Genomic DNA, 19,374 nt, shown 5'->3' with positions numbered 1-19,374 from the left:
GACACTCATGAGCATGAGAACGCACAGCAAGGAGGCCTCGCTGCGCAAGGACGCCTTCGCAGTGGCGATCGTGATGTTCGTGGGCCTTGTGGCGTCGTTGTCGACCACTCACAACCCTGGGCGCACCATCGCGGTCTACGTCCCGGCATCGGTTCTTTTCTGTGCGGTGGGGCTCTGGCTGGGACGGAGCCGCTACGTCAAGAACGGACAGGGGTCGCGAGGGTCCACGCCGAGTTGGCGAGTGGACGACTGACCGCTAGGTCGCCTGGCGCGCGTCGCGCCAGGCGACGAGGTCGCGGATCGGGCCGAGGTCGTACCTGGGGCCCCCGATACCGACGGTGAAGAGTCGCGTGCCCACGGCATACAAGGCCTCGGCGCCGGCCACGTAGTCCCTGACGTCCTCGGGGAGGCGACCGGGCTTGGGGGAGACACCCGAGGAGCGCTCGATCTCGGCCGGGTCGCGCCCCAGCTTCGCGCACCACTCGTCGAGGACGGCGTGCTTGTGAGCGATGGTCTCCGCGCTGCCGAAACCGTGCCAGATGGTGGCGTGCTCGGCCACGATCCTGAGCGTCTTGCGTTCGCCGCCGCCGCCGATGAGGACGGGGATGTCGCGGGTCGGCGGGGGATTGAGCTTGGCCCAGCGCTGCTTGATGAGCGGCAGGTCGCGGGCGAGGTTGTCCAGCCGCCTGCCCGCTGTGCCGAACTCGTAGCCGTACTCGTCGTAGTCGCGCTCGAACCAGCCCGACCCGATGCCGAGGATGAGCCGGCCACCACTGATGTGGTCGACGGTCCGCGCCATGTCGGCCAGCAGCTGCGGGTTGCGGTAGCTGTTGCACGTGACCAGCGCGCCGATCTCGACGCGCGAAGTGGCCTCGGCCCAGGCGCCGAGCATCGTCCAGCATTCGAAGTGCGCCCCGTCGGGCTGGCCGTAGAGCGGGTAGAAGTGGTCCCAGTTGAAGACGATGTCGACACCGATCTCCTCCGCCTCGGCCGCGGCGCGACGGATCGCGGCGTACTCGGCGTGCTGCGGTTGGAGCTGGACCCCGATCCGGATCGGCCGGTCGCCCGTCACGCAGTGACCTCCTGGAACTTGGCGATGACGGTCAGGCCCGACTCGGTCACCATGAACCCGCGGGCGCGGTCGTGGTCGTGGTCGACGCCGATGGTGGTGTCCTCGGGAACCTGCACCCCCTTGTCGATGATGGCCCGCTTGATGACGCAGCCCCGTCCGACCTCGACGCCGTCGAGCAGCACGCTGTCGTCGATCGTCGTGCCGCTGTGGATGTGGCACCGCGGGGAGAGCACCGAGTTGGTGACCGTCGCGCCGGAGATGACGACACCGGGGGAGACCGCCGAGTTGTGCGCCTCGCCGAACTTGCCGGCCGCGCCGTGGACGAGCTTCGCGGGCGCGAGCGGCCCGTAGTCGGTGTAGATCGGCCAGTCGTAGTTGTAGAGGTTGAAGACCGGGTGGATGGACACGAGGTCCATGTGCGCCTCCCAGTAGGAGTCCATCGTCCCGACATCGCGCCAGTAGGCCTGGTCACGGGGCGTCGCGCCCGGGATGACGTTGTCCTTGAAGTCGTAGACGTAGCCGGCACCGTTGTCCACGAAGTCGGGGACGATGTCGCCGCCCATGTCGTGCTTGCTGCCCTCGCGGTCGTTGTCGCGGGTCACGGCGTCGATCAGCACGTCCGCGTCGAAGACGTAGTTGCCCATGGACGCGAGCACCTCGTCGGGGGAGTCGGGCAGGCCCTTGGCGTCCTTGGGCTTCTCCTTGAACGCCCCGATCTTGCGGTGGTCGCCGTCGTCGACCTCGATCACCCCGAACTGGTCGGCCAGCGAGATCGGTTGGCGGATGGCCGCGACCGTCACGCCTGCCTTGGTCTCGATGTGCTGGGCGACCATCTGCGAGAAGTCCATCCGGTAGACGTGGTCGGCGCCGACCACCACGACGATGTCGGGCTTCTCGTCGTGGATCAGGTTGAGGCTCTGGAAGATCGCGTTCGCCGAGCCGAGGTACCAGTTCTTGTCGATGCGCTGCTGCGCCGGGACCGGGGCCACGTAGTTGCCGAGCATCGTCGACATCCGCCAGGTCTTGGTGACGTGGCGGTCGAGGCTGTGCGACTTGTACTGGGTGAGGACGACCACCTTGAGGTAGCCGCTGTTCACGATGTTGCTCAGCGCGAAGTCGATCAGCCGGTAGATCCCCCCGAACGGCACCGCTGGTTTGGCTCGGTCGGCGGTCAGCGGCATCAGCCGCTTCCCCTCCCCACCCGCGAGGACGATGGCCAGCACCTTGGGTCCACCAGACTTGTACGCCATGGGTCGACCCTAGGGACTGTGACGCCGCGCGGCGACCCCTGTCCGCAGATGAGCCGACGCGGCTACGCTCGCGAGCGTGAGAGTCGACATCCTGACCAAGGAGTACCCGCCCAACATCTACGGCGGAGCGGGGGTCCACGTCGCCGAGCTCGTCCGCGCGTTGCGCGACAGGGGCGATGTCGATGCGCGGGTGCGCGCGTTCGGCGTGCCCGTGGTCGAGGAGGGGACGACCGGGTATGCCGACCTGCCGGACCTCGCGGGCGCGAACGCCGCGATCCGCACGATGGGGGTCGACCTGGCGATGGCGGGCGACTGCGTCGGGGCCGACCTGGTCCACTCCCACACCTGGTACGCCAACTTCGCCGGGCACGTCGGGTCGCTGCTCGGCGGCATGCCGCACGTGGTGAGCGCCCACAGCCTGGAACCGATGCGGCCCTGGAAGGCCGAGCAGCTCGGCGGCGGCTACCGGGTCTCGTCGTTCGTCGAGCGCACCGCCTACGAGGCCGCCGCCGCGGTCATCGCGGTGAGCGAGGGCATGCGCCAGGACGTCCTGCGCAGCTACCCCTCGATCGACCCCGAGCGGGTGAAGGTCGTCCACAACGGCATCGACTCGCAGCTGTGGCAGCGGCACCGCGACGACGACACCGTCCGGCGGCACGGTGTCGACCCGGACGGCAAGTCCGTCATCTTCGTCGGACGGATCACCCGCCAGAAGGGGCTCCCCTACCTCCTGCGAGCTGCCGCGCAGCTGCCGCCCGACGTGCAGCTCGTCCTGTGCGCCGGCTCGCCGGACACCCCCGAGATCATGGCCGAGGTGCAGGGCCTCATGGAGGAGCTGCGCGCCACCCGCAAGGGCGTCGTGTGGATCCCCGAGATGCTGCCGCGCGCCGAGGTGGTCGCCCTGCTCTCGGCCGCGACCGTCTTCGCCTGCCCCTCGATCTACGAGCCCCTGGGCATCGTCAACCTCGAGGCGATGGCCTGCGAGCTGGCTGTCGTGGCCACGGCCACCGGCGGCATCCCCGAGGTCGTCGTGGACGGCGAGACCGGCTGGTTGGTGCCGATCGAGCAGAAGCAGGACGGCAGCGGCATACCCCTCGACGCCGACCGGTTCGTCGCCGACCTGGCGCACGCGCTCAACGACGCGGTCAGTGACCCGGCGCGCGCCAGCGCCATGGGGCTGGCCGGGCGCACCCGCGCGGTCGACGCGTTCTCGTGGGCCACCATCGGCGACCGCACCATCCAGGTCTACCGCGACGTGCTCGGCTGAGCCGACCCTCGGCCCGGCTACGACACCGGCGCCGAGGCCAGCTCGTCCTCGGTCGCGGGCGCGAGGTAGGCGTGCACGAGGGGCACCACCGAGGCGCCCTCCCCGCTGGCGGCAGCGACCCGCTTCATCGACCCTGCCCTGATGTCGCCGGCGGCGAAGATGCCGGGCACCGTCGTGGCCAGGTTGGCAGGGGGCACGTCGTCGGTCCACTGGTCACGCGGCACGTCGCGTCCGGTGAGCACGAAGCTGTGCTTGTCCCGGGCCAGCTGGGGTGGCAGCCAGTCGCACCGGGGCGCGGCGCCGAGCAGCAGGAACAGTCCCCGCGCCTGCTTCGTCGTGCGCCGACCCGTGGTGGTGTCCTCGAGACACACCCACTCGAGCTGACCCTCGCCGCCACCGTCGACCACCCTGGTGCAGGGCAGCACGGAGATGCGCTCGTTGTAGCCGATCTCGTCGATCAGGTACTGCGACATGGTCTCCTCGAGCCCGCCGCGGCGGACCACGATCGTCACCGAGCTCGCGAACCGCGCCAGGTGCAGCGCGGCCTGGCCGGCGGAGTTGCCGCCCCCGACCACCACGACGTCGTAACCCTCCATCTCGCGGGCTGCGGTCATGGCGGCGCCGTAGTTGACGCCGGCCCCGACGAGGGCCTCGAGCGGGGGCACCCCGAGCTTGCGGTAGGCCACGCCACTGGAGATCAGCACGGTCCTGGCCCGTACCTCGCCGCCGTCCGTGCGCAGCAGGTGTGGGGCCTGGTCGGTGCCCGGCTCGAGCGCGGTGACTTCCCACCCGGTGAGGAAGTCGGTCCCGAAGCGCAGCGCCTGGTTGCGCGCACGCTGGGCCAGCCGCATGCCCGAGATGCCCCGGGGGAAGCCGAGGTAGTTGCGGATCATGGAGCTCGTGCCGGCCTGGCCGCCGATCGCCTCGGCCTCCAGCACGACCACGGAGAGGCCCTCGGACGCGCCGTAGACGGCCGCGGCGAGTCCGGCGGGTCCGCCACCCACGACCGCGAGGTCGACGACACCGTCGAGCTCGAAGTTGCGCGGGGCGCCGTTGATCGCGATCGCGACGTCGCGGACGCTGGTCGCCTGGACGGGCACCCGGTTGGCTGCCACGACCAGCGGCCAGCGGAGCTCGTCGACCCCGAGCTGCTCGCGGATCCCCGCGAGGTAGTCCTGCAGCTCCAGGGTGTCGGGGTGCCAGAGCCGGTTCTGCATGCCCATCCGGTCGAGGAAGTCGCGGATCGCCATCGTGAGCGCGTCATGGGTCGGCGAGATGACCTTGGCGACGACGACCTCGGGCTGGGGGATCGTGGAGGTCCACTCCGACAGCAGGTCGGTGATGGCGTTGTGGAACTCCTCGTCGCGCCGCCCACGCGGCATGAGGAGGTAGGCGTCGAACTTGCCCTTGGCCATGCCGACCCGCAGGTCGGGCGCGTCGGCGAGGAAGTAGTCCCAGTGGGCGGCCACGACCCGGCGAGCGGTCGCGACGACCAGGCGCCAGCGGTGGAACGCGTAGTGGACGCTCTCGACGTCGGGCAGCCGTGAGTCGGTGACGAAGAGGGCGACGTGGTCGCCGCGGTCACGGATCTCGCGGGCGATCGACTCGGCCTCCGTGCAGGAGCCGGCCGTGCGCAGGTCGTAGTCGCGCGCGTACCTGCTCTGGAACTCCTCGAGCAGCGTGTCGGCGTGGTGTTCCGACACCAGGATGATTGCGGGGTCCGCCATGGTGTCCAAGCCTAATCCGCCGGGCGCGAGTTCAGGCCGGTCGCCAGCCCGCCAGCACCGCGCAGGCCGCGTTCGTGGCATCGGCCAGCGCGCGCTCCGAGGCCCGCTGGAGGCGCAGCAGCAGGCGGTGCCGGGCGCCTGCCTCCGCCGCCGTGAGGGCGCCGTCGCCCGCCGCCAGGGCCACGTCGACGACGGTGTCGATCGTGCCGGCCAGGGCGATGACGCGAGCGGCCCGGCCCGGCAGCCCGGTCGGCAGCCCCCAGCGACCACCCATGGCGGCATCGGCGAGCTCGCGGGCAGCGGTGGCGCCGAACGGCTGGCCGCCGACCGCGTCGATGGCCTCGGTGGCGGTGCGGATCTCGTCGCGCAGGTGCCGCTCGAGCTGTGACGGCTCGAGCGCCTCCACGCGGTGCCGGGGCACCGGTTGCGCGTCGTATGCCGTCCAGTCCACCCGGGTGCCGACGTCCAGCCCACCCTCGGGACCGGCACCGTACGTCGAGATCGTGGGCACGAGCATCCCGCCGAGGCCGGGGACGAACACGCACTCGCCCCCCACGGCCGCGGCACCCTGGGCCTCGACCGACGCGCCCGGGAGGCCGACGAGGTCGCCCGGCGCCGGGAGCGCCACGAGGAGGGCCTGTTCCCCGAGGTCGTGCCACAGCGCGAGGCGGTCGAGGTCGCCAGCCACGTGGTCGATGTCGGGCAGGGCGCGGGCGAGGGCGTCCTCGAGTGGGGTCCCTGTCGCCCAGGCGTGGGTGGTCCACAGCGAAAGCCGCACGGACGCAGGGAGTTCGGGCATCCCGTCATGCTAAGCCGATAGGGTCCCGTGACATGAGTGACGTCCTTGAGTTCGCAGGAGTGACTGTCGTCCGGGGTCAGGCGACCCTGCTCGACGACGTCTCCTGGGAGGTCGAGGAGGGACAGCGCTGGGTCATCCTCGGCCCGAACGGCGCCGGCAAGACGACGCTGCTCCAGCTGGCTGCCGGACGGATGCACCCCACGCGTGGCGTGGCCGGCGTGCTGGGCGAGGTGCTGGGAGCGGTCGACGTCTTCGAGCTCCGGCCGCGGATCGGGCTCGCCTCGGCCGCCCTGGCCGAGCGCATCCCGTTCGACGAGGTGGTCCACAACGTCGTGGTGACCGCCTCCTACGGAGTCGTCGGTCGCTGGCGCGAGAGCTACGAGACGTTCGACCACGCCCGAGCCTCCGAGCTGCTCGCCGCGCTCGGGGCGGACCACCTGGCCGACCGCACCTACGGCACCCTGTCCGAAGGGGAGCGCAAGCGGGTCCAGATCGCCCGGGCGCTGATGACCGACCCCGAGCTGATGCTGCTCGACGAGCCCGCCGCAGGCCTCGACCTCGGTGGTCGCGAGGACCTCGTGCGCCGGCTGGGTGTGCTGGCCGCAGACGTCGAGGCACCCGCACTGATCCTCGTCACCCACCACGTCGAGGAGATCCCGCCCCACTTCACCGACGTCCTGCTGCTGCGCGACGGGCGCATCGTGGCCCAGGGGCCGCTCGAGATCACCCTCACGGAGGCGAACCTCTCCGAGACCTTCGGGATGCCGCTCGAACTGGAGCGCCGCGGCGACCGGTGGACGGCCCGACTGAAGGTCGCCGAAGGAACGTCAGAGGCCCCTCCTTCGTCCTAGAGTTGCTGGACCACTGAGTGGTGGAACTGCTGAGAGGGAGGGGTGTCATGGACTGGTTCGCGGACAACCCGTGGCTGGCATGGCTCGGTCTGGCACTGATCCTGGCGGCCATCGAGGCTGCCACCGTCGACTTCGTGTTCCTCATGCTGGCCGGCGGTGCCGCGGCCGGCGCCGCGGCCTCCGCGGTCGGGGTGCCCTTCCCGGCCCAGGTCGTGGTCGCCGTCGTCGTGGCCGGTCTGCTGCTCCTCCTGGTGCGGCCGGTCATCACCCGCAAGTTCATGGTGGCCGAGGCGAGCCACGGCATCGGAGCCCACGGGCTCGTGGGCCGCAGCGGCCGCGTGCTGCAAGCCGTCACCGCGACCGACGGTCGCGTGAAGGTGGGCGGCGAGACCTGGTCCGCCCGCACCCCGCAGGGGGATGCCACATGCCAGCCCGGCCAAGAGGTCCGGGTTGTATCAATCGAGGGGGCCACCGTGATCGTCACCGGCGTCACGGCGGGTCAGAAAACGGAGTAGACGTGGACGGCATCGGAGCAGGCTTCATCGTCCTGCTGATCCTGGTCGCCTTTGCGCTGATCGTGCTCTTCCGCACGGTCCGCATCGTGCCCCAGCAGACTGCCCTGATCATCGAGCGGCTGGGACGCTACGCGCGCACCCTCGAGGGAGGCATCCACTTCCTGGTGCCCTTCGTCGACAAGGTGCGCGCGAACGTCGACCTGCGGGAGCAGGTCGTGTCCTTCCCGCCCCAGCCCGTGATCACCAGCGACAACCTGGTGGTCAACATCGACACGGTCATCTACTACTCGGTCATCGACGCCAAGTCGGCCGTGTACGAGATCGCCAACTTCATCCAGGGCATCGAGCAGCTCACGGTCACCACCTTGCGCAACGTCATCGGCTCGCTCGACCTCGAGCAGACGCTGACCAGCCGCGACCAGATCAACGCCCAGCTCCGGGGGGTCCTCGACGAGGCCACCGGCAAGTGGGGCATCCGCGTGAACCGCGTCGAGCTCAAGGCCATCGACCCGCCGCACTCCGTGCAGGAGTCGATGGAGAAGCAGATGAAGGCCGAGCGCGAGCGCCGTGCCCAGATCCTCTACGCCGAGGGCACCAAGCAGTCCGCGATCCTCACCGCCGAGGGTGAGAAGCAGAGCCAGATCCTGCGCGCCGAGGGTTCCGCCCAGGCCCGCATCCTCGAGGCCCAGGGCCAGGCCCGCGCGATCCAGCAGGTCTTCGACGCCATCCACCGCGGCAAGCCCACCCAGAAGCTGCTGGCCTACCAGTACCTCCAGGTGCTCCCGCAGATCGCGCGCGGTGACTCCAACAAGATGTGGATCATCCCCAGCGAGCTGACCGACGCCCTTCGCGGCATCGGCGGAGCACTCGGCGCCTCGGACAAGCCGCACGGCCCCGACGACGGGGGCGACGAGGAGTGGGTCGACCCCGGCCAGCTCGCCGACGCCTTCGACGAGACGGTGCTCGAGGACCCGATGCAGGCCCTCGCCGAGGCCCGCGGGCTGGCCGGCAAGGCCAGCCAGGAGGCCACCGAGCACGCGGCCCCGGTCCGGCGCGTCCAGCCGCCGGTGCAGCCGCCGGCCGACGCGGTGCCCGACTTCGAGCCGCCGACCCCGCCGGCGGTCCCGCCCGTGGAGACCGACGAGGACCCCAAGCCGCCGCCGGCCTGACCTCCACCCCACCTCGGTATGCCGCCCGCGCAGGTGCGCGGGCGGCACACCTGTGTCCGGGCGGGGGAGAGGCGTCGCTAGGGTGACGTGGTGTCCGTCTTCGAAGCCCTCGGGATCTTCCTCGCGGGGCTCGCGGCGGGGACCATCAACACCGTGGTCGGCTCGGGCACCCTGATCACCTTCCCCACGCTGTTGTTCTTCGGCTACCCGCCGCTTACGGCCAACATCTCGAACAACATCGGACTGGTCGGCGGCGGCGTGACCGGGTCGTGGGGGTACCGCCACGAGCTCGGGGGCGCAGGCCCGGCCATCCGGCGACTCGTTCCGATGTCCCTCGCTGGTGGCATCACCGGCGCCGTCCTGCTGCGCGTGCTGCCGGCCTCGGCCTTCGCGGCCATCGTCCCCGTGCTGATCGCGATCGGGGTGCTGCTCGTGGTCCTCGGTCCGGCGATCCAGCGTCGAGCGGCCGCGCGGCGCGAGGGCGAGGACGAGGTCCACCCGGTTCACCGCGGTGGCGCCACGACGGTCCTGCTCATGGCGGCGGTGTTCGTGGCCGGTGTGTACGGCGGGTACTTCGGAGCCGCGCAGGGCGTCATCCTCATGGGCGTCCTCAGCGTCCTCAGCAGTGAGCCGCTGCAACGCCTCAACGGCTACAAGAACGTGCTCGCCCTGGTCGTCAACACCGTGGCAGCGCTCGTCTTCGTCGTCGTCGCCCACGAGCTGATCGACTGGCTGGTCGTCCTGCTCATCGCGGTCGGGTCGCTGCTCGGCGGGGTGGTCGGCTCGACCGTCGGCCGCCGACTGCCACCGGTGGTGTTGCGCGGGTTCATCGTCGTCATCGGGGTGGTCGGGATCATCAAGATCGTGTGGTTCAGCTGAGGGCTGCCGACGCCCACGCTGCGGTCAGGTGACCTTGACCACCGTGACCGCCGAGACCGACTCGGCATGCGCGGAGCTCCCGAGGTAGCGCGCCGTCAGGCTGTGGTTGCCCCTGGCGACCGGTGTCCAGGCGATCGTGGCCTTGCCGTCGGTGAGGGTGGCGGCGGTCCCGACCGGCTCGGCGCCGTCGTAGAGCTGCACGGAGCCCGTGGGGCGGGGGCCGGAGGCTGCGGTCACCGTGACCGCCACGGGCAGGGGCTTGCCGGTCTTCCCGGTCTTGGCGACGGAGGTCGAGGTCGTGGTGGCGACGCCCGGGACGACGACTGTCGTCGCCCCGCTGCTCGGCAGGAGCGTCGCGCTCCCGACGTAGTCGCCGGTGAGGGTGTGACTGCCGCGAGGTAGCCCGGGGACGAGGAGGTAGGCCTTGCCGCTGCCGTCGAGGGCTACCGTCCCGAGCGTCGTCGACCCCTCGCGGAAGGTCACCTGGCCGGTCGGGACCGCGGTCCCGCCCTGCACGGTGGCGGTGAGGGCGACCCCGCCGTCACTGGTCGCGCCACCGGTCACGGTGGTCGTGGAGGCCACCCGCGGGTCAGCCGCGACGGTGTTGTACCGCGCCCGCCCGGAGATCGCGGCGACGGCGTTGTCGCAGAACTGCCGGAACGTCACGTCGAGGCTGGTGATCGCCCCGGCGGGGTCGGTCGCGATGCTGTTCACGGTGAAGTCGCCGGTGAGGGTGTTGCAGCCACGCCCCGTGCCCGAGAAGTCCAGTCCGGGCTGACCTGCCCCACGGAACGGGGCCCGCACCGCGCCGGTGTAGGAACCGACCTGCAAGGTCTGGCCCGGGGGCGCCGCGACGTCGAGGGTCCACCACTGGTCGGTGCCGGGCGAGTCCACCGAGACGGTGGCGTGCCCGGCGGTGCCTCGTGCGGTGATGGCGGCTGTCGGCGGCACGTAGCTGGCCGACGCCCCCTGCCCGATGTAGTCCCCGGCCAGGCTCCCGAACCACAGCGAGGTGTCCGGGACGGCGACCTCCTGGACCAGCCGGGCGGAGGTGAGGGTCCCGACCTTCGCGTAGAGCGAGTGCGTGCCCGGGGTGAGCCGGGACGTCGTGAGTCGTGCGGTGCCGTTGGTGTCGAAGGAGCCCTGGCCGATGGGGGTCGTGGCGTCGTAGAAGACGACACCCCCGGCCGTGCCGGGCGAGGTCCTCGCGGTCAGCGTGACCGGTTGGTCGGCCACGACGCTGGGGTTGGAGGACGTGAGCACCGGGGTGATGACGTAGGGCGCCGCGTACTTGACGGTGGCGGACAGGCTTCCGGTGCTGTTGTCGCAGACCTGGGTCAGCGTCGCGTCGAGGGAGGTGATGCGCCCGGCGGTGTCCGCACTGATGGCGAAGATCGTGAAGCGACCATTGACCTGGTTGCAGCCACGCCCCGTCGACGTGACCGAGAGGCCGCCGGACGTGCTGTTGAACAGCGCGCGGGTGGCGTTCTCGTAGGACCCGGTCGTCAGCTGCTGGCCCTTGGGGGCGGCGAGCGTGACGTCCCACCACTCCGACCCGGTGTCGGCCGAGACCGTGACCGAGCCAGCGGTGCCGCTGATCCGGAACTGCGTGGGCGCGACGAGGGTGCCGCTCCGACCCTGCCCGATGTAGTCGCCGGGGGCGCTGACGTACGACAGGTACGTCTCGCTCTCCGCGGCGGCCAGGGCCGGTGCCGTGGTGGCCACCACGGCGAGGGGCGCGACCACGACCGCACCGGTCACCAGCCGCGCCCAGATTCCACGTCCACTCATCGCGAGCCCCCTCGTCCCAACCGCGGTCACCGACCCTGCATCGGGCGCAGCTGTGCTGCGCAAACGGTAGACCGATGGCCCAGCCGTCAGCAGGCTTTTCGCGGAAATCGGCGGTGGCCTAGCCTGCTCGCCGTGCCCCTCGCCATCACCGACCCTGCCGACCCCCGGCTGGCCGACTACGTCTCGCTCACCGACGTCGCGCTGCGCCGCCGGACCGAGCCGGAGCGCGGCCTCTACATCGCCGAGTCGGAGAAGGTCATCCGCCGGGCGCTGCGAGCCGGGCACCGACCGCGCAGCTACCTGATGGCGGAGCGCTGGCTGACCGACCTCGCCGACCTCGTGGCCGAGGCCGAGGCCGACGGCGTGCCGGTCTTCGTGGGCGAGCACGACGTCATCGAGCAGCTCACCGGATTCCACCTGCACCGGGGCGCGCTGGCCTCGATGCAACGGCCCGAGCTGCCCGGCGTCGGGGAGCTGGTGGCCGGCGCCCGTCGGGTGCTGGTGCTCGAGGACATCGTCGACCACACCAACGTCGGCGCCGTGTTCCGCTCGGCTGCAGCGCTCGGCGTGGACGCGGTGCTCGTGACTCCGCGGTGCGCAGACCCGTTGTACCGCAGGGCGATCCGGGTCTCCATGGGCACCGTGTTCCAGGTCCCGTGGACCCGGATCGACCCGTGGCCGGGTGGCATCACCGAGCTGCAGGCCGCCGGGTTCACGGTGGCGACCCTGGCCCTCGCCGACGACGCGGTGAGCCTCGACCAGCTGGCTGCTGACCCACCGGAGCGACTGGCCCTCGTGCTCGGCACGGAGGGCGACGGGCTGTCGCACCACACGCTCGAGGCAGCCGACCTGACTGTCACCATCCCGATGGCCGGGGGAGTGGACTCCCTCAACGTCGCCGCGGCGGGCGCCGTGGCCGCCTGGGCGCTGCGCCCGAAGCGCTAGGTCAGGACGGCTGGGCCTGGTCGACGAGTCGCCGCAGCAGCTCGGCCAGCTCTGCGGCCGGGTCCTCGGTGAGGCCGCCGTGCACCGGCCCGGGCTGCACGACGGTGCTCCGCGGGGCGCTGAGCCAGCCGAACCGGCGGCCCAGCCCGCCGAGGGTGGGCAGCCCGCCGCCGGTGACCCCACGGCATACCTGGCAGATCGTCTCGAGGGCCTGGTCCACGTCCTCGACGCTGACGTGGGGGGCGAAGGCGTGCAGGCGCGCCTCGTCGACGCGGTAGGCGGCCTCGAGGAAGTCGGCGGACTGGCTGTAGAGCACCACGCCGACGTTGAGGAACTCCTCGCGCTCCACGCGTGGCACGCAGCGCAGGACGACGTACTGGTAGCCGTGGCGGGTCATGACGCCTCGCCCGGGAGCCAGGCCTGTGGCTGCGCGACGCGGGCCACCAGGTGGTCGACGTAGGCCGCGCGCACGGCGTCGACCGTGTCGAGGCCGGGCGCCTGCTCCAGCCACACCTCGGGCACGCCCGCGACCACCTCGGTCAGGAGCTCCCGGGTGAGCGCGGGGGCGTGCCGCTCGTGGGCGGCGGCCGGGCTGGAGGCGACGTCGCGCAGCACGTGCGTGCTGGCGTCGAACGGCTGGGCCGCGAAGCGCTCCGGGTCGGCACCGCGGCTGGGCCAGCCGTGGTGGAAGTAGAGCGCGGCACCGTGGTCGATCAGCCACGGGTCGCGGTGCCAGACGAGGAGGTTGGGGTTGCTCCAGGTGCGGTCGACGTTGGCCGTGAGCGCGTCGAGCCAGAGGATGTCGGCGGCGGTGTCGGGTGCCGGCGGCCGGGAGCCGTCGTAGCCGAACGAGCCGGGGAGGAAGTCGATCCCGAGGTTCGGTCCGATGCTGGCCGTGAGGAGGTCCTGGACCTCCTCGTCCGCCTCGTACTTGGCGATCGGGGCCTGGAGGTCGACGACGGCGAGGCGGGGCACGCTCAGCCCCAGCGCGCGGGCCAGCTCGCCGACAACCACCTCGGCGACGAGGACCTTCGGGCCCTGGCCGGCGCCACGGAACTTCAGCACGTAGGTGCCCAGGTCGTCGGCCTCGACGATGCCCGGCAGCGACCCGCCCTCCTTGAGGGGCGTGACGTAGCGCGTGGCGGTGACCTGGTCGAGCACGATGCCCAGCCTATGGGGAAGCAGCGGACTCAGGCGTCGCCGACCGTGAGCGCCGCGGCCTCGAGCGGCCGCCCCTGCTCGACCGTCTCGTCGACGTGCTCCCGGTCGACGGCGGTGATCTCCCGTCGTGCGGTGACCAGGACGGCCACGCCGAGCAGCACCGCGCCCGAGCCGACCCAGAAGGGCACGTGCACCGAGCGTTCGCCGAGCTTGCCGGCCAGCCACGGGGCGATCGCGCCACCGCCGAACCGCACGAAGCTGTAGGCCGCCGAGGCCACCCCGCGCTCCACCGGCGAGACCTTCATGACGGTCTCGGTGATCAGGGTGTTGTTGATGCCGAGGAAGGCACCCGCGAGGACCACCCCGACGACCAGCACCGGCTTGTGGTCGGTGCCGATGGCCATCGCCGCCAGGATGAGGGCGAACCCGACCAGGGCGCCGATCACGCCGGGCAGTGTCCCGAACCGGCGCTGCAGCCGTGGGGCCACGACCACCGAGGTGAACGCGAGCAGCAGGCCCCAGCCGAAGAAGATGAGCCCGACCTGGTGGGCGCCCATGGCGAGCGGGAAGGGCGTGAAGGCGAGCAAGGTGAAGAAGCCGAAGTTGTAGAGCAGTGCGGTGATCCCGACGGTCAGCAGACCGCGGTGCGAGAGCGCCCTGAGCGGTGCCGAGATGCTGCTCCGGGGGCCGGTCGGCGGCGTCGCCGGCAGGGTGGTCAGGATCGCGACCAGGGCCACGGCCATCAGGGCGGAGACGCCCCAGAACGGCCAGCGCCACGAGTGTCCGCCCAGCCACCCGCCGAGCAGCGGGCCGGTCGCGATGCCGACGCCGAGGGCCGCCTCGTAGAGGACGATCGCCTGGCCCACCGAGCCGCGGGCGGCGCTGACGATGGTGGCTAGCGCGGTGGCGATGAACAGCGCGTTGCCGAGGCCCCAGACCGCGCGGAACGCGACGATCCCGCCGATCGAGTCCTGGGCTCCGGCCAGGCCCGCGCCGATGATGATGACCACGAGCCCCAGCAGGAGGGTCCGCTTGGCGCCGGTCCGGCTGGACACCCAGCCGGTCACCAGCATCGCGACCCCCATCACCGCCATGTAGCTGGTGAAGAGCAGCGAGACCTGCGACGCGCTGGCGCCGAGGTCGTCGGCGATCGGCTTGAGGATGGGGTCGACGAGGCCGATGCCCATGAACGCGATGACACAGGCGAAGGCGACGGACCAGACGGTCTTGGGTTGGCGCCACATGGTGGGTGCAAGCTTCTTTCTCTGGGGGAGTGGGCTCAGGAGGTGGTGTTGGCGGCCCGGGCCAGCAGGTCGTCGAGCGCCGCCACGGCGACCTCGAGCCGCGCGATGGCCTCGGCGTCGAGCTGCTCGAACACGGGGGAGAGGGCCTCGAGCCGGGCCCGCCGGGCCCGTCCGAGCGCCGCGCTCCCGGCGGCGGTGAGCGAGACGAGGCTGGCGCGGGCGTCGGCCGGGTCGGGCACGCGCTCGGTCCAGCCCTCCGCCTCGAGCCGTTGCACCTGCAGGCTCATCGTCGGCTGGCTGGTGTGGTCGGCGGTGGCCAGCGTGCTGATGCGGGCCGGCTCGAGCTCCTCGACCAGGGCCAGCAGCCGGGTCTGGGCCATCGGCACGTCGAACGACGCGTTGCGCGATGCCCAGCGGGTCAGCCGGGCCGCGGAACGCAGGACGCTGTTGCCCAGCTCGTCGCGATCGGTCATGGCTCCCACATTACATAGGAAACCTATGTAATGCACGTCGCGCCGTGCACTCCTGGGTCAGGCAGCCAGGCAGGTGGCGTGGTTGAGCGCCCCGATGACGGCCTCGCGCCAGCTCAGCTGCACGACGCTGCTGCGGCACGAGGCACCCCCGCAGTCGCACTGCCAGCGCCACGTGCCGGTGTTGACCCGCAGCACGTGCGGGTGGTGGTGGGCGGTGTCGCCCCTGGTGATGTGGTGTGTCCGCATGGTTCTGTCCCCCTCGTCCGTGCCGCCCCCCGCGGCACGTCCTGACTCAAGGAGGCTGGTGAGGTCGCGCCTGATACGTGCGCCCGCCCTCCGACTCGCACTCAGCGCAGCGCGCGCACCGTGTCGATGGTGTCGGCCTCCTCGGCCGTCTTGTCGTCGCGGTAGCGCAGCACCCGGGCGAACCGCAGCGCCATCCCACCGGGGTAACGCGACGAGGTCTGGATGCCGTCGAACGCGATCTCCACGACCTGCTCGGGCCGCACCGGCACGACGTAGCCGTCGGTGCCATCGGTGGCCAGCTCGGTGAAGCGCTCGGTCTGCCACTGCAGCATCTCGTCGGTCATGCCCTTGAACGTCTTCCCGAGCATGACGAAGCCGCCGGTCTCCGGATCCCGGGCGCCGAGGTGGATGTTGGAGAGCCAGCCCTTGCGGCGGCCGCTGCCCCACTCGATCGCCAGCACGACGAGGTCGAGGGTGTGCCGTGGCTTCACCTTCACCCACCCGGCACCGCGGCGACCGGCGGCGTAGGGGGCGCTCGGCGACTTGACCACGACACCCTCGTGACCGTCGCGGACGAGCTGGTCGAAGAACGCCGTCGCCTCAGCCGGGCTGGCCGCGGTGATGCGCGGCACGAGGCTGGCCTGCGGGACCAGCGCGGCGAGCCGGCCGAAGCGCTCGGACGCGGGAAGCTCGAGCAGGTCGTCGCCGTCGACGTGGAGCAGGTCGAAGAAGTAGGGGGTCACCGGCACGGCGGCCCGGAGCTCGTCGACACCGGTGCTGCTCATGGTGCGAGAAGCGGTCTGCTGGAACGGCAGCGGACGGCCGGTCTCGTCGAGGGCGATGGCCTCGCCGTCGACGACGAGCGTGGTGACCGGCAGCGCCAGGACCGCCTCGACGACCTCGGGCAGCCGGTCGGTGATGTCGTCGAGCGACCGGGTGAACAGGCGCACGTCGTCGCCGTCCCGGTGGGCCTGGAGCCGGATGCCGTCGAGCTTGCCGTCGACCACCACTCCCTCGGAGGTGTCACCGACCTGCTCCCAGGCCGCCGTGACGTCGGGCGCGGACGCGGCCAGCATCGGGCGCATCGGCCGACCCACCTCGAGGTGGATGTCGTCGAGCGCTGCGACACCGCCGGTCAGGGCGGCGACGGCCACGGGCGCGGCATACCCGGCCAGCATGGTGGCTCGACGCACGGCGGCCTCGGGCACGTCGGCCGCCTGCGCGATGGCCGCGAGCATGACGCCGTCGAGCGCGCCCTGCCGCACCTGACCTGTCACCAACGCCCGGAGGTAGTCCTGCTCCGGCTCCGTGAGCCGGGCGAACAGCGCTGTCACGGCCGCGGTGCGGGTGGCCGCGGAGCCGCTGCCGGCGATCACCGCGATCTCGCCCAGCGCCGCGTCGACCTCGGCGACGGTCACGCTCGCCTCCGCCGCGGGGGCGGGGAGGGTGGACAGGCCACGCCAGCTCACGCCGATGCGTCGCTGCGGCAGCACCCCGGAGAGGTATGCCGCGACCGTCGCCGCATCGTCGGCTCCGGCCGCACGCAGCGCGTCGGCCACGGCAGCAGTCTTGGCCAACCGTGACCGGGTGGCGGTGGCTGCCGCCGAGGCGGCGACGACGTCGGCGAAGAGCACGGTTCGAGGCTAGCCGGGGCGGGTGACAGGGACGGGGACAGCCGGGTGTCAGGCCTTCCCGAGGATGGTCTGCAGGTCGGTCGACTCGAACCCGTGCGCCTCAGCCACCGGGGCATAGGTGACCGCGCCGTCATGGGTGTTGAGGCCCAGCGCCAGCGGACGGTTCGCCGAGAGGGCGTCGCGCCAGCCCTGGTTGGCGAGCTGCACGGCATACGGGAGGGTCACGTTGGTGAGCGCGTAGGTGCTGGTGTGCGGCACGGCGCCCGGCATGTTCGCGACGCAGTAGAACACCGAGTTGTGCACCTGGTAGGTCGGGTCGGCATGCGTCGTCGGGCGCGAGTCCTCGAAGCAGCCGCCCTGGTCGATCGAGATGTCGACCAGCACCGAGCCGGGCTTCATCCGCGAGACCTGCTCGTTGGTCACGAGCTTGGGGGCCTTGGCGCCCGGCACGAGGACGGCGCCGATGACCAGGTCGGCGTCCTCGATGGCCCGCTCGATCTCGTAGGTGTTGGAGGCCACCGTCTGGCAGTGCCCCTGGTAGATCGCGTCAGCGTGGCGGAGCTTGGCGATGTCGCGGTCGAGCAGGAGCACCTCGGCCTGCATGCCGAGCGCGATGGCCGCGGCGTTCATGCCGGAGACGCCGGCGCCGATGACGACGACCTTCGCGGCATACACCCCGCTCACGCCTCCCATGAGCACTCCCCGGCCACCCTGGGCCCGCATCAGCGTGTGGGCGCCGACCTGCGGCGCGAGCCGCCCGGCGACCTCGGACATGGGGGCCAGCAGCGGCAGCGAGCGGTCGGGGAGCTCGACGGTCTCGTAGGCGATCCCGGTGACCTTGCGCTTCACGAGCTCCTCGGTGAGCGGCTTGTCGGCCGCGAGGTGCAGGTAGGTGAAGAGGGTCTGGCCCTCGCGCATCCGGTGGTACTCGGGCTCGATCGGCTCCTTGACCTTGAGGATCAGGTCGCCGGTGCCCCAGACGTCGTCGGCGGTGTCGAGGATCGTGGCGCCGGCAGCCGTGTAGTCGGCGTCGAGGATGGACGACCCGACGCCGGCGTCCTTCTCGACGAAGACCTCGTGGCCGTGGACGACGAGCTCGTGCACGCCCGACGGGGTGATCGCGACGCGGTACTCGTTGTTCTTGACCTCGCGCGGAATGCCGACCTTCATCAAAAGCCTCCTGGGTTGCAGTGGTCCTCGAACAATGGCGGAGATGCGCCACGCTGCCAACCTCAGCCTCCCAGACGGCAGGCGCGCGAGAGGCGGATTCCTGCCCTCCCATTTCCCCTTCGGGCCGGCTCGCACGGGCGTACCCTGACGGGAGTCCGGGAGGTGTCGCCCGGCGCCCCCGCGCACGGAGTCATCATGAGCATGACGAGCACACCCCGCCCGATGATGGGGCGCGCCCACGAAGGCTACGTGCACGACGTGATGCTGTGGTCCGGGCAGCGGTCCTTCGTCAGGGCCGCCGCGGACTTCGTGCGGCAGGGGGTCGTGGCGGGTGAGCTCGCCCTGGTGGCCCTTCCCGCCGTGCGCCTCCGGGCGGTGCGGGCCGCCCTGGGGGAGGCCGCCGCACAGGTGCGGTTCGCGGAGATGGAGACGCTGGGTGCCAACCCGGCGTGCCTCATCCAGGCCTGGGTGGACTTCGTCGCGGAGGCGGGTGACCGGCCCTCACGCGGTGTGGGCGAGCCGCTCTGGGCGGGTCGCACCGGTGTCGAGGTGACCGAGTGCCAGCTGCACGAGGCGTTGCTCAACGACGCGATCCCCGCGACGGCACCCCTGTGGCTGCGCTGCCCCTACGAGGTCGGCGCCCTCACCGACGAGGTGGTCGAGGAGGCCCTGCACACGCACCCGTGGGTGGCGGACAGCGACGGCCTGGCCCGCACCAACGCCTTGTTCGGCGGCCACGACCTGGGCGCCGCCGCGTTCGCGTCCCCACTGCCCGCGGCCCCGGCGGCCACCATCGTGCGGGCCATCACACCGTCCACGATCCGGGCGGTCCGAGACCTCGCGTTGCAGGTGGCCCGGGCCTGCGGCATCACCGACGACCGCGCAGCCGACCTCGGGCTGGCCCTGCACGAGCTGGGGGTGAACTCGGTCCTGCACGGTCGGGGGAGGGGCACCCTGCGGCTCTGGAGGACGAGCCAGGCGCTGGTCTGCGAGGTCACCGACCAAGGGGTCGTGGCGGACCCGCTGGCGGGCCGGCTCGCGCCGGGGACCGAGGAGCTGGACGGCCGGGGGCTGTGGATGGTCAACCAGCTGTGCGACCTCGTGCAGCTGCGGTCGTCCGCGGCGGGCACCACGGTGCGGGTGCACACCTGGCTCTAGCAGCGCCAGGTGTCGGGGGAGCC

The 19,374-nt window shown here is 71.6% G+C and carries 20 protein-coding genes; 8 read left to right on the top strand and 12 right to left on the bottom strand.

Translation table 11 applies throughout. From position 1 onward, the window contains the following. The first annotated feature begins 13 nt into the window (after positions 1–13). Positions 14–253 (top strand): hypothetical protein, encoded by a 240-nt coding sequence (locus ASG91_RS02845; protein ID WP_157605952.1) that lies wholly within the window; start codon positions 14–16, stop codon positions 251–253. Positions 254–256: 3 nt separating this feature from the next. Here ASG91_RS02845 and ASG91_RS02840 read toward each other — a convergent pair whose 3' ends face one another. Both ASG91_RS02840 and glgC read right to left on the bottom strand, forming a co-directional pair. Continuing rightward, positions 257–1,072, bottom strand: coding sequence for an LLM class F420-dependent oxidoreductase (locus tag ASG91_RS02840; RefSeq protein WP_056921061.1), 816 nt, complete (start codon positions 1,070–1,072; stop codon positions 257–259). Continuing rightward, positions 1,069–2,322 (bottom strand): glucose-1-phosphate adenylyltransferase, encoded by a 1,254-nt coding sequence (gene glgC / locus ASG91_RS02835; protein ID WP_056921060.1) that lies wholly within the window; start codon positions 2,320–2,322, stop codon positions 1,069–1,071. Before glgC ends, ASG91_RS02840 begins: the two co-directional genes overlap by 4 nt. Positions 2,323–2,398: 76 nt before the next feature. On the opposite strand from glgC, the gene glgA reads away from it, so the two are divergent. Further along, entirely contained in the window at positions 2,399–3,589 is a 1,191-nt protein-coding gene (gene glgA, locus ASG91_RS02830) for a glycogen synthase (protein ID WP_056921059.1), read from the top strand. A 17-nt stretch (positions 3,590–3,606) separates the two neighbouring features. Here glgA and ASG91_RS02825 read toward each other — a convergent pair whose 3' ends face one another. Both ASG91_RS02825 and ASG91_RS02820 read right to left on the bottom strand, forming a co-directional pair. Next, a complete protein-coding gene (locus ASG91_RS02825) occupies positions 3,607–5,316 on the bottom strand; it encodes an FAD-dependent oxidoreductase (RefSeq protein WP_056921250.1) in 1,710 nt (569 codons plus the stop codon). A 31-nt stretch (positions 5,317–5,347) separates the two neighbouring features. Beyond that, positions 5,348–6,115 carry a hypothetical protein gene (locus tag ASG91_RS02820; RefSeq protein WP_056921058.1) on the bottom strand — a complete coding sequence of 256 codons (768 nt, stop codon included), beginning with the start codon at positions 6,113–6,115 and terminating at the stop codon, positions 5,348–5,350. A gap of 32 nt (positions 6,116–6,147) precedes the next feature. Between ASG91_RS02820 and ASG91_RS02815 the strand changes: the two genes are divergently transcribed. The 4 genes from ASG91_RS02815 (at position 6,148) to ASG91_RS02800 (ending at position 9,529) form a co-directional block, all read left to right on the top strand. Continuing rightward, positions 6,148–6,966 carry an ABC transporter ATP-binding protein gene (locus ASG91_RS02815; RefSeq protein ID WP_056921057.1) on the top strand — a complete coding sequence of 273 codons (819 nt, stop codon included), beginning with the start codon at positions 6,148–6,150 and terminating at the stop codon, positions 6,964–6,966. A 47-nt stretch (positions 6,967–7,013) separates the two neighbouring features. Beyond that, positions 7,014–7,481, top strand: a complete 468-nt coding sequence (locus ASG91_RS02810) for an NfeD family protein (RefSeq protein ID WP_056921056.1) — start codon at positions 7,014–7,016, stop codon at positions 7,479–7,481. An 11-nt stretch (positions 7,482–7,492) separates the two neighbouring features. Continuing rightward, positions 7,493–8,650: an SPFH domain-containing protein gene (locus ASG91_RS02805; protein WP_056921249.1), complete on the top strand. Its 1,158-nt coding sequence runs from the start codon at positions 7,493–7,495 to the stop codon at positions 8,648–8,650. Positions 8,651–8,740: 90 nt separating this feature from the next. Further along, positions 8,741–9,529 (top strand): sulfite exporter TauE/SafE family protein, encoded by a 789-nt coding sequence (locus ASG91_RS02800; RefSeq protein ID WP_056921055.1) that lies wholly within the window; start codon positions 8,741–8,743, stop codon positions 9,527–9,529. 24 nt (positions 9,530–9,553) lie between these two features. Here the strand turns inward: ASG91_RS02800 and ASG91_RS02795 are convergent, their stop codons facing one another. Continuing rightward, positions 9,554–11,320, bottom strand: a complete 1,767-nt coding sequence (locus ASG91_RS02795; RefSeq protein WP_082593844.1) for an Ig-like domain-containing protein — start codon at positions 11,318–11,320, stop codon at positions 9,554–9,556. Between the two features lie 132 nt (positions 11,321–11,452). On the opposite strand from ASG91_RS02795, the gene ASG91_RS02790 reads away from it, so the two are divergent. Beyond that, complete coding sequence (locus ASG91_RS02790; RefSeq protein WP_056921053.1) at positions 11,453–12,265, top strand: RNA methyltransferase; 813 nt, start codon at positions 11,453–11,455, stop codon at positions 12,263–12,265. A 1-nt stretch (position 12,266) separates the two neighbouring features. Here ASG91_RS02790 and ASG91_RS02785 read toward each other — a convergent pair whose 3' ends face one another. From ASG91_RS02785 to ald, 7 genes are all read right to left on the bottom strand, one after another. Then, complete coding sequence (locus tag ASG91_RS02785; RefSeq protein ID WP_056921052.1) at positions 12,267–12,662, bottom strand: DUF3037 domain-containing protein; 396 nt, start codon at positions 12,660–12,662, stop codon at positions 12,267–12,269. Beyond that, a complete protein-coding gene (locus ASG91_RS02780) occupies positions 12,659–13,426 on the bottom strand; it encodes a HipA family kinase (RefSeq protein ID WP_056921051.1) in 768 nt (255 codons plus the stop codon). The genes ASG91_RS02785 and ASG91_RS02780 overlap by 4 nt, the downstream gene beginning before the upstream one ends. A gap of 29 nt (positions 13,427–13,455) precedes the next feature. Continuing rightward, positions 13,456–14,670, bottom strand: coding sequence for an MFS transporter (locus ASG91_RS02775; protein ID WP_056921050.1), 1,215 nt, complete (start codon positions 14,668–14,670; stop codon positions 13,456–13,458). A 35-nt stretch (positions 14,671–14,705) separates the two neighbouring features. Beyond that, entirely contained in the window at positions 14,706–15,143 is a 438-nt protein-coding gene (locus ASG91_RS02770; protein ID WP_056921049.1) for a MarR family winged helix-turn-helix transcriptional regulator, read from the bottom strand. A 57-nt stretch (positions 15,144–15,200) separates the two neighbouring features. Further along, positions 15,201–15,389: a hypothetical protein gene (locus ASG91_RS02765; RefSeq protein ID WP_056921048.1), complete on the bottom strand. Its 189-nt coding sequence runs from the start codon at positions 15,387–15,389 to the stop codon at positions 15,201–15,203. A gap of 101 nt (positions 15,390–15,490) precedes the next feature. After that, on the bottom strand, positions 15,491–17,023 hold the full coding sequence (locus tag ASG91_RS02760) for an ATP-dependent DNA ligase (RefSeq protein ID WP_056921047.1): 1,533 nt from the start codon (positions 17,021–17,023) through the stop codon (positions 15,491–15,493). A gap of 48 nt (positions 17,024–17,071) precedes the next feature. Beyond that, positions 17,072–18,193, bottom strand: a complete 1,122-nt coding sequence (gene ald / locus ASG91_RS02755; protein ID WP_056921046.1) for an alanine dehydrogenase — start codon at positions 18,191–18,193, stop codon at positions 17,072–17,074. A gap of 195 nt (positions 18,194–18,388) precedes the next feature. On the opposite strand from ald, the gene ASG91_RS02750 reads away from it, so the two are divergent. Continuing rightward, complete coding sequence (locus ASG91_RS02750) at positions 18,389–19,351, top strand: sensor histidine kinase (protein WP_056921045.1); 963 nt, start codon at positions 18,389–18,391, stop codon at positions 19,349–19,351. Positions 19,352–19,374: the final 23 nt, after the last annotated feature.

The sequence above is a fragment of the Phycicoccus sp. Soil802 genome (genome assembly GCF_001429605.1).
GTDB lineage: Bacteria > Actinomycetota > Actinomycetes > Actinomycetales > Dermatophilaceae > Pedococcus.
Note: the sequence above shows the minus strand (reverse complement) of the source record. Positions and strands in the feature narration are given on the sequence as shown.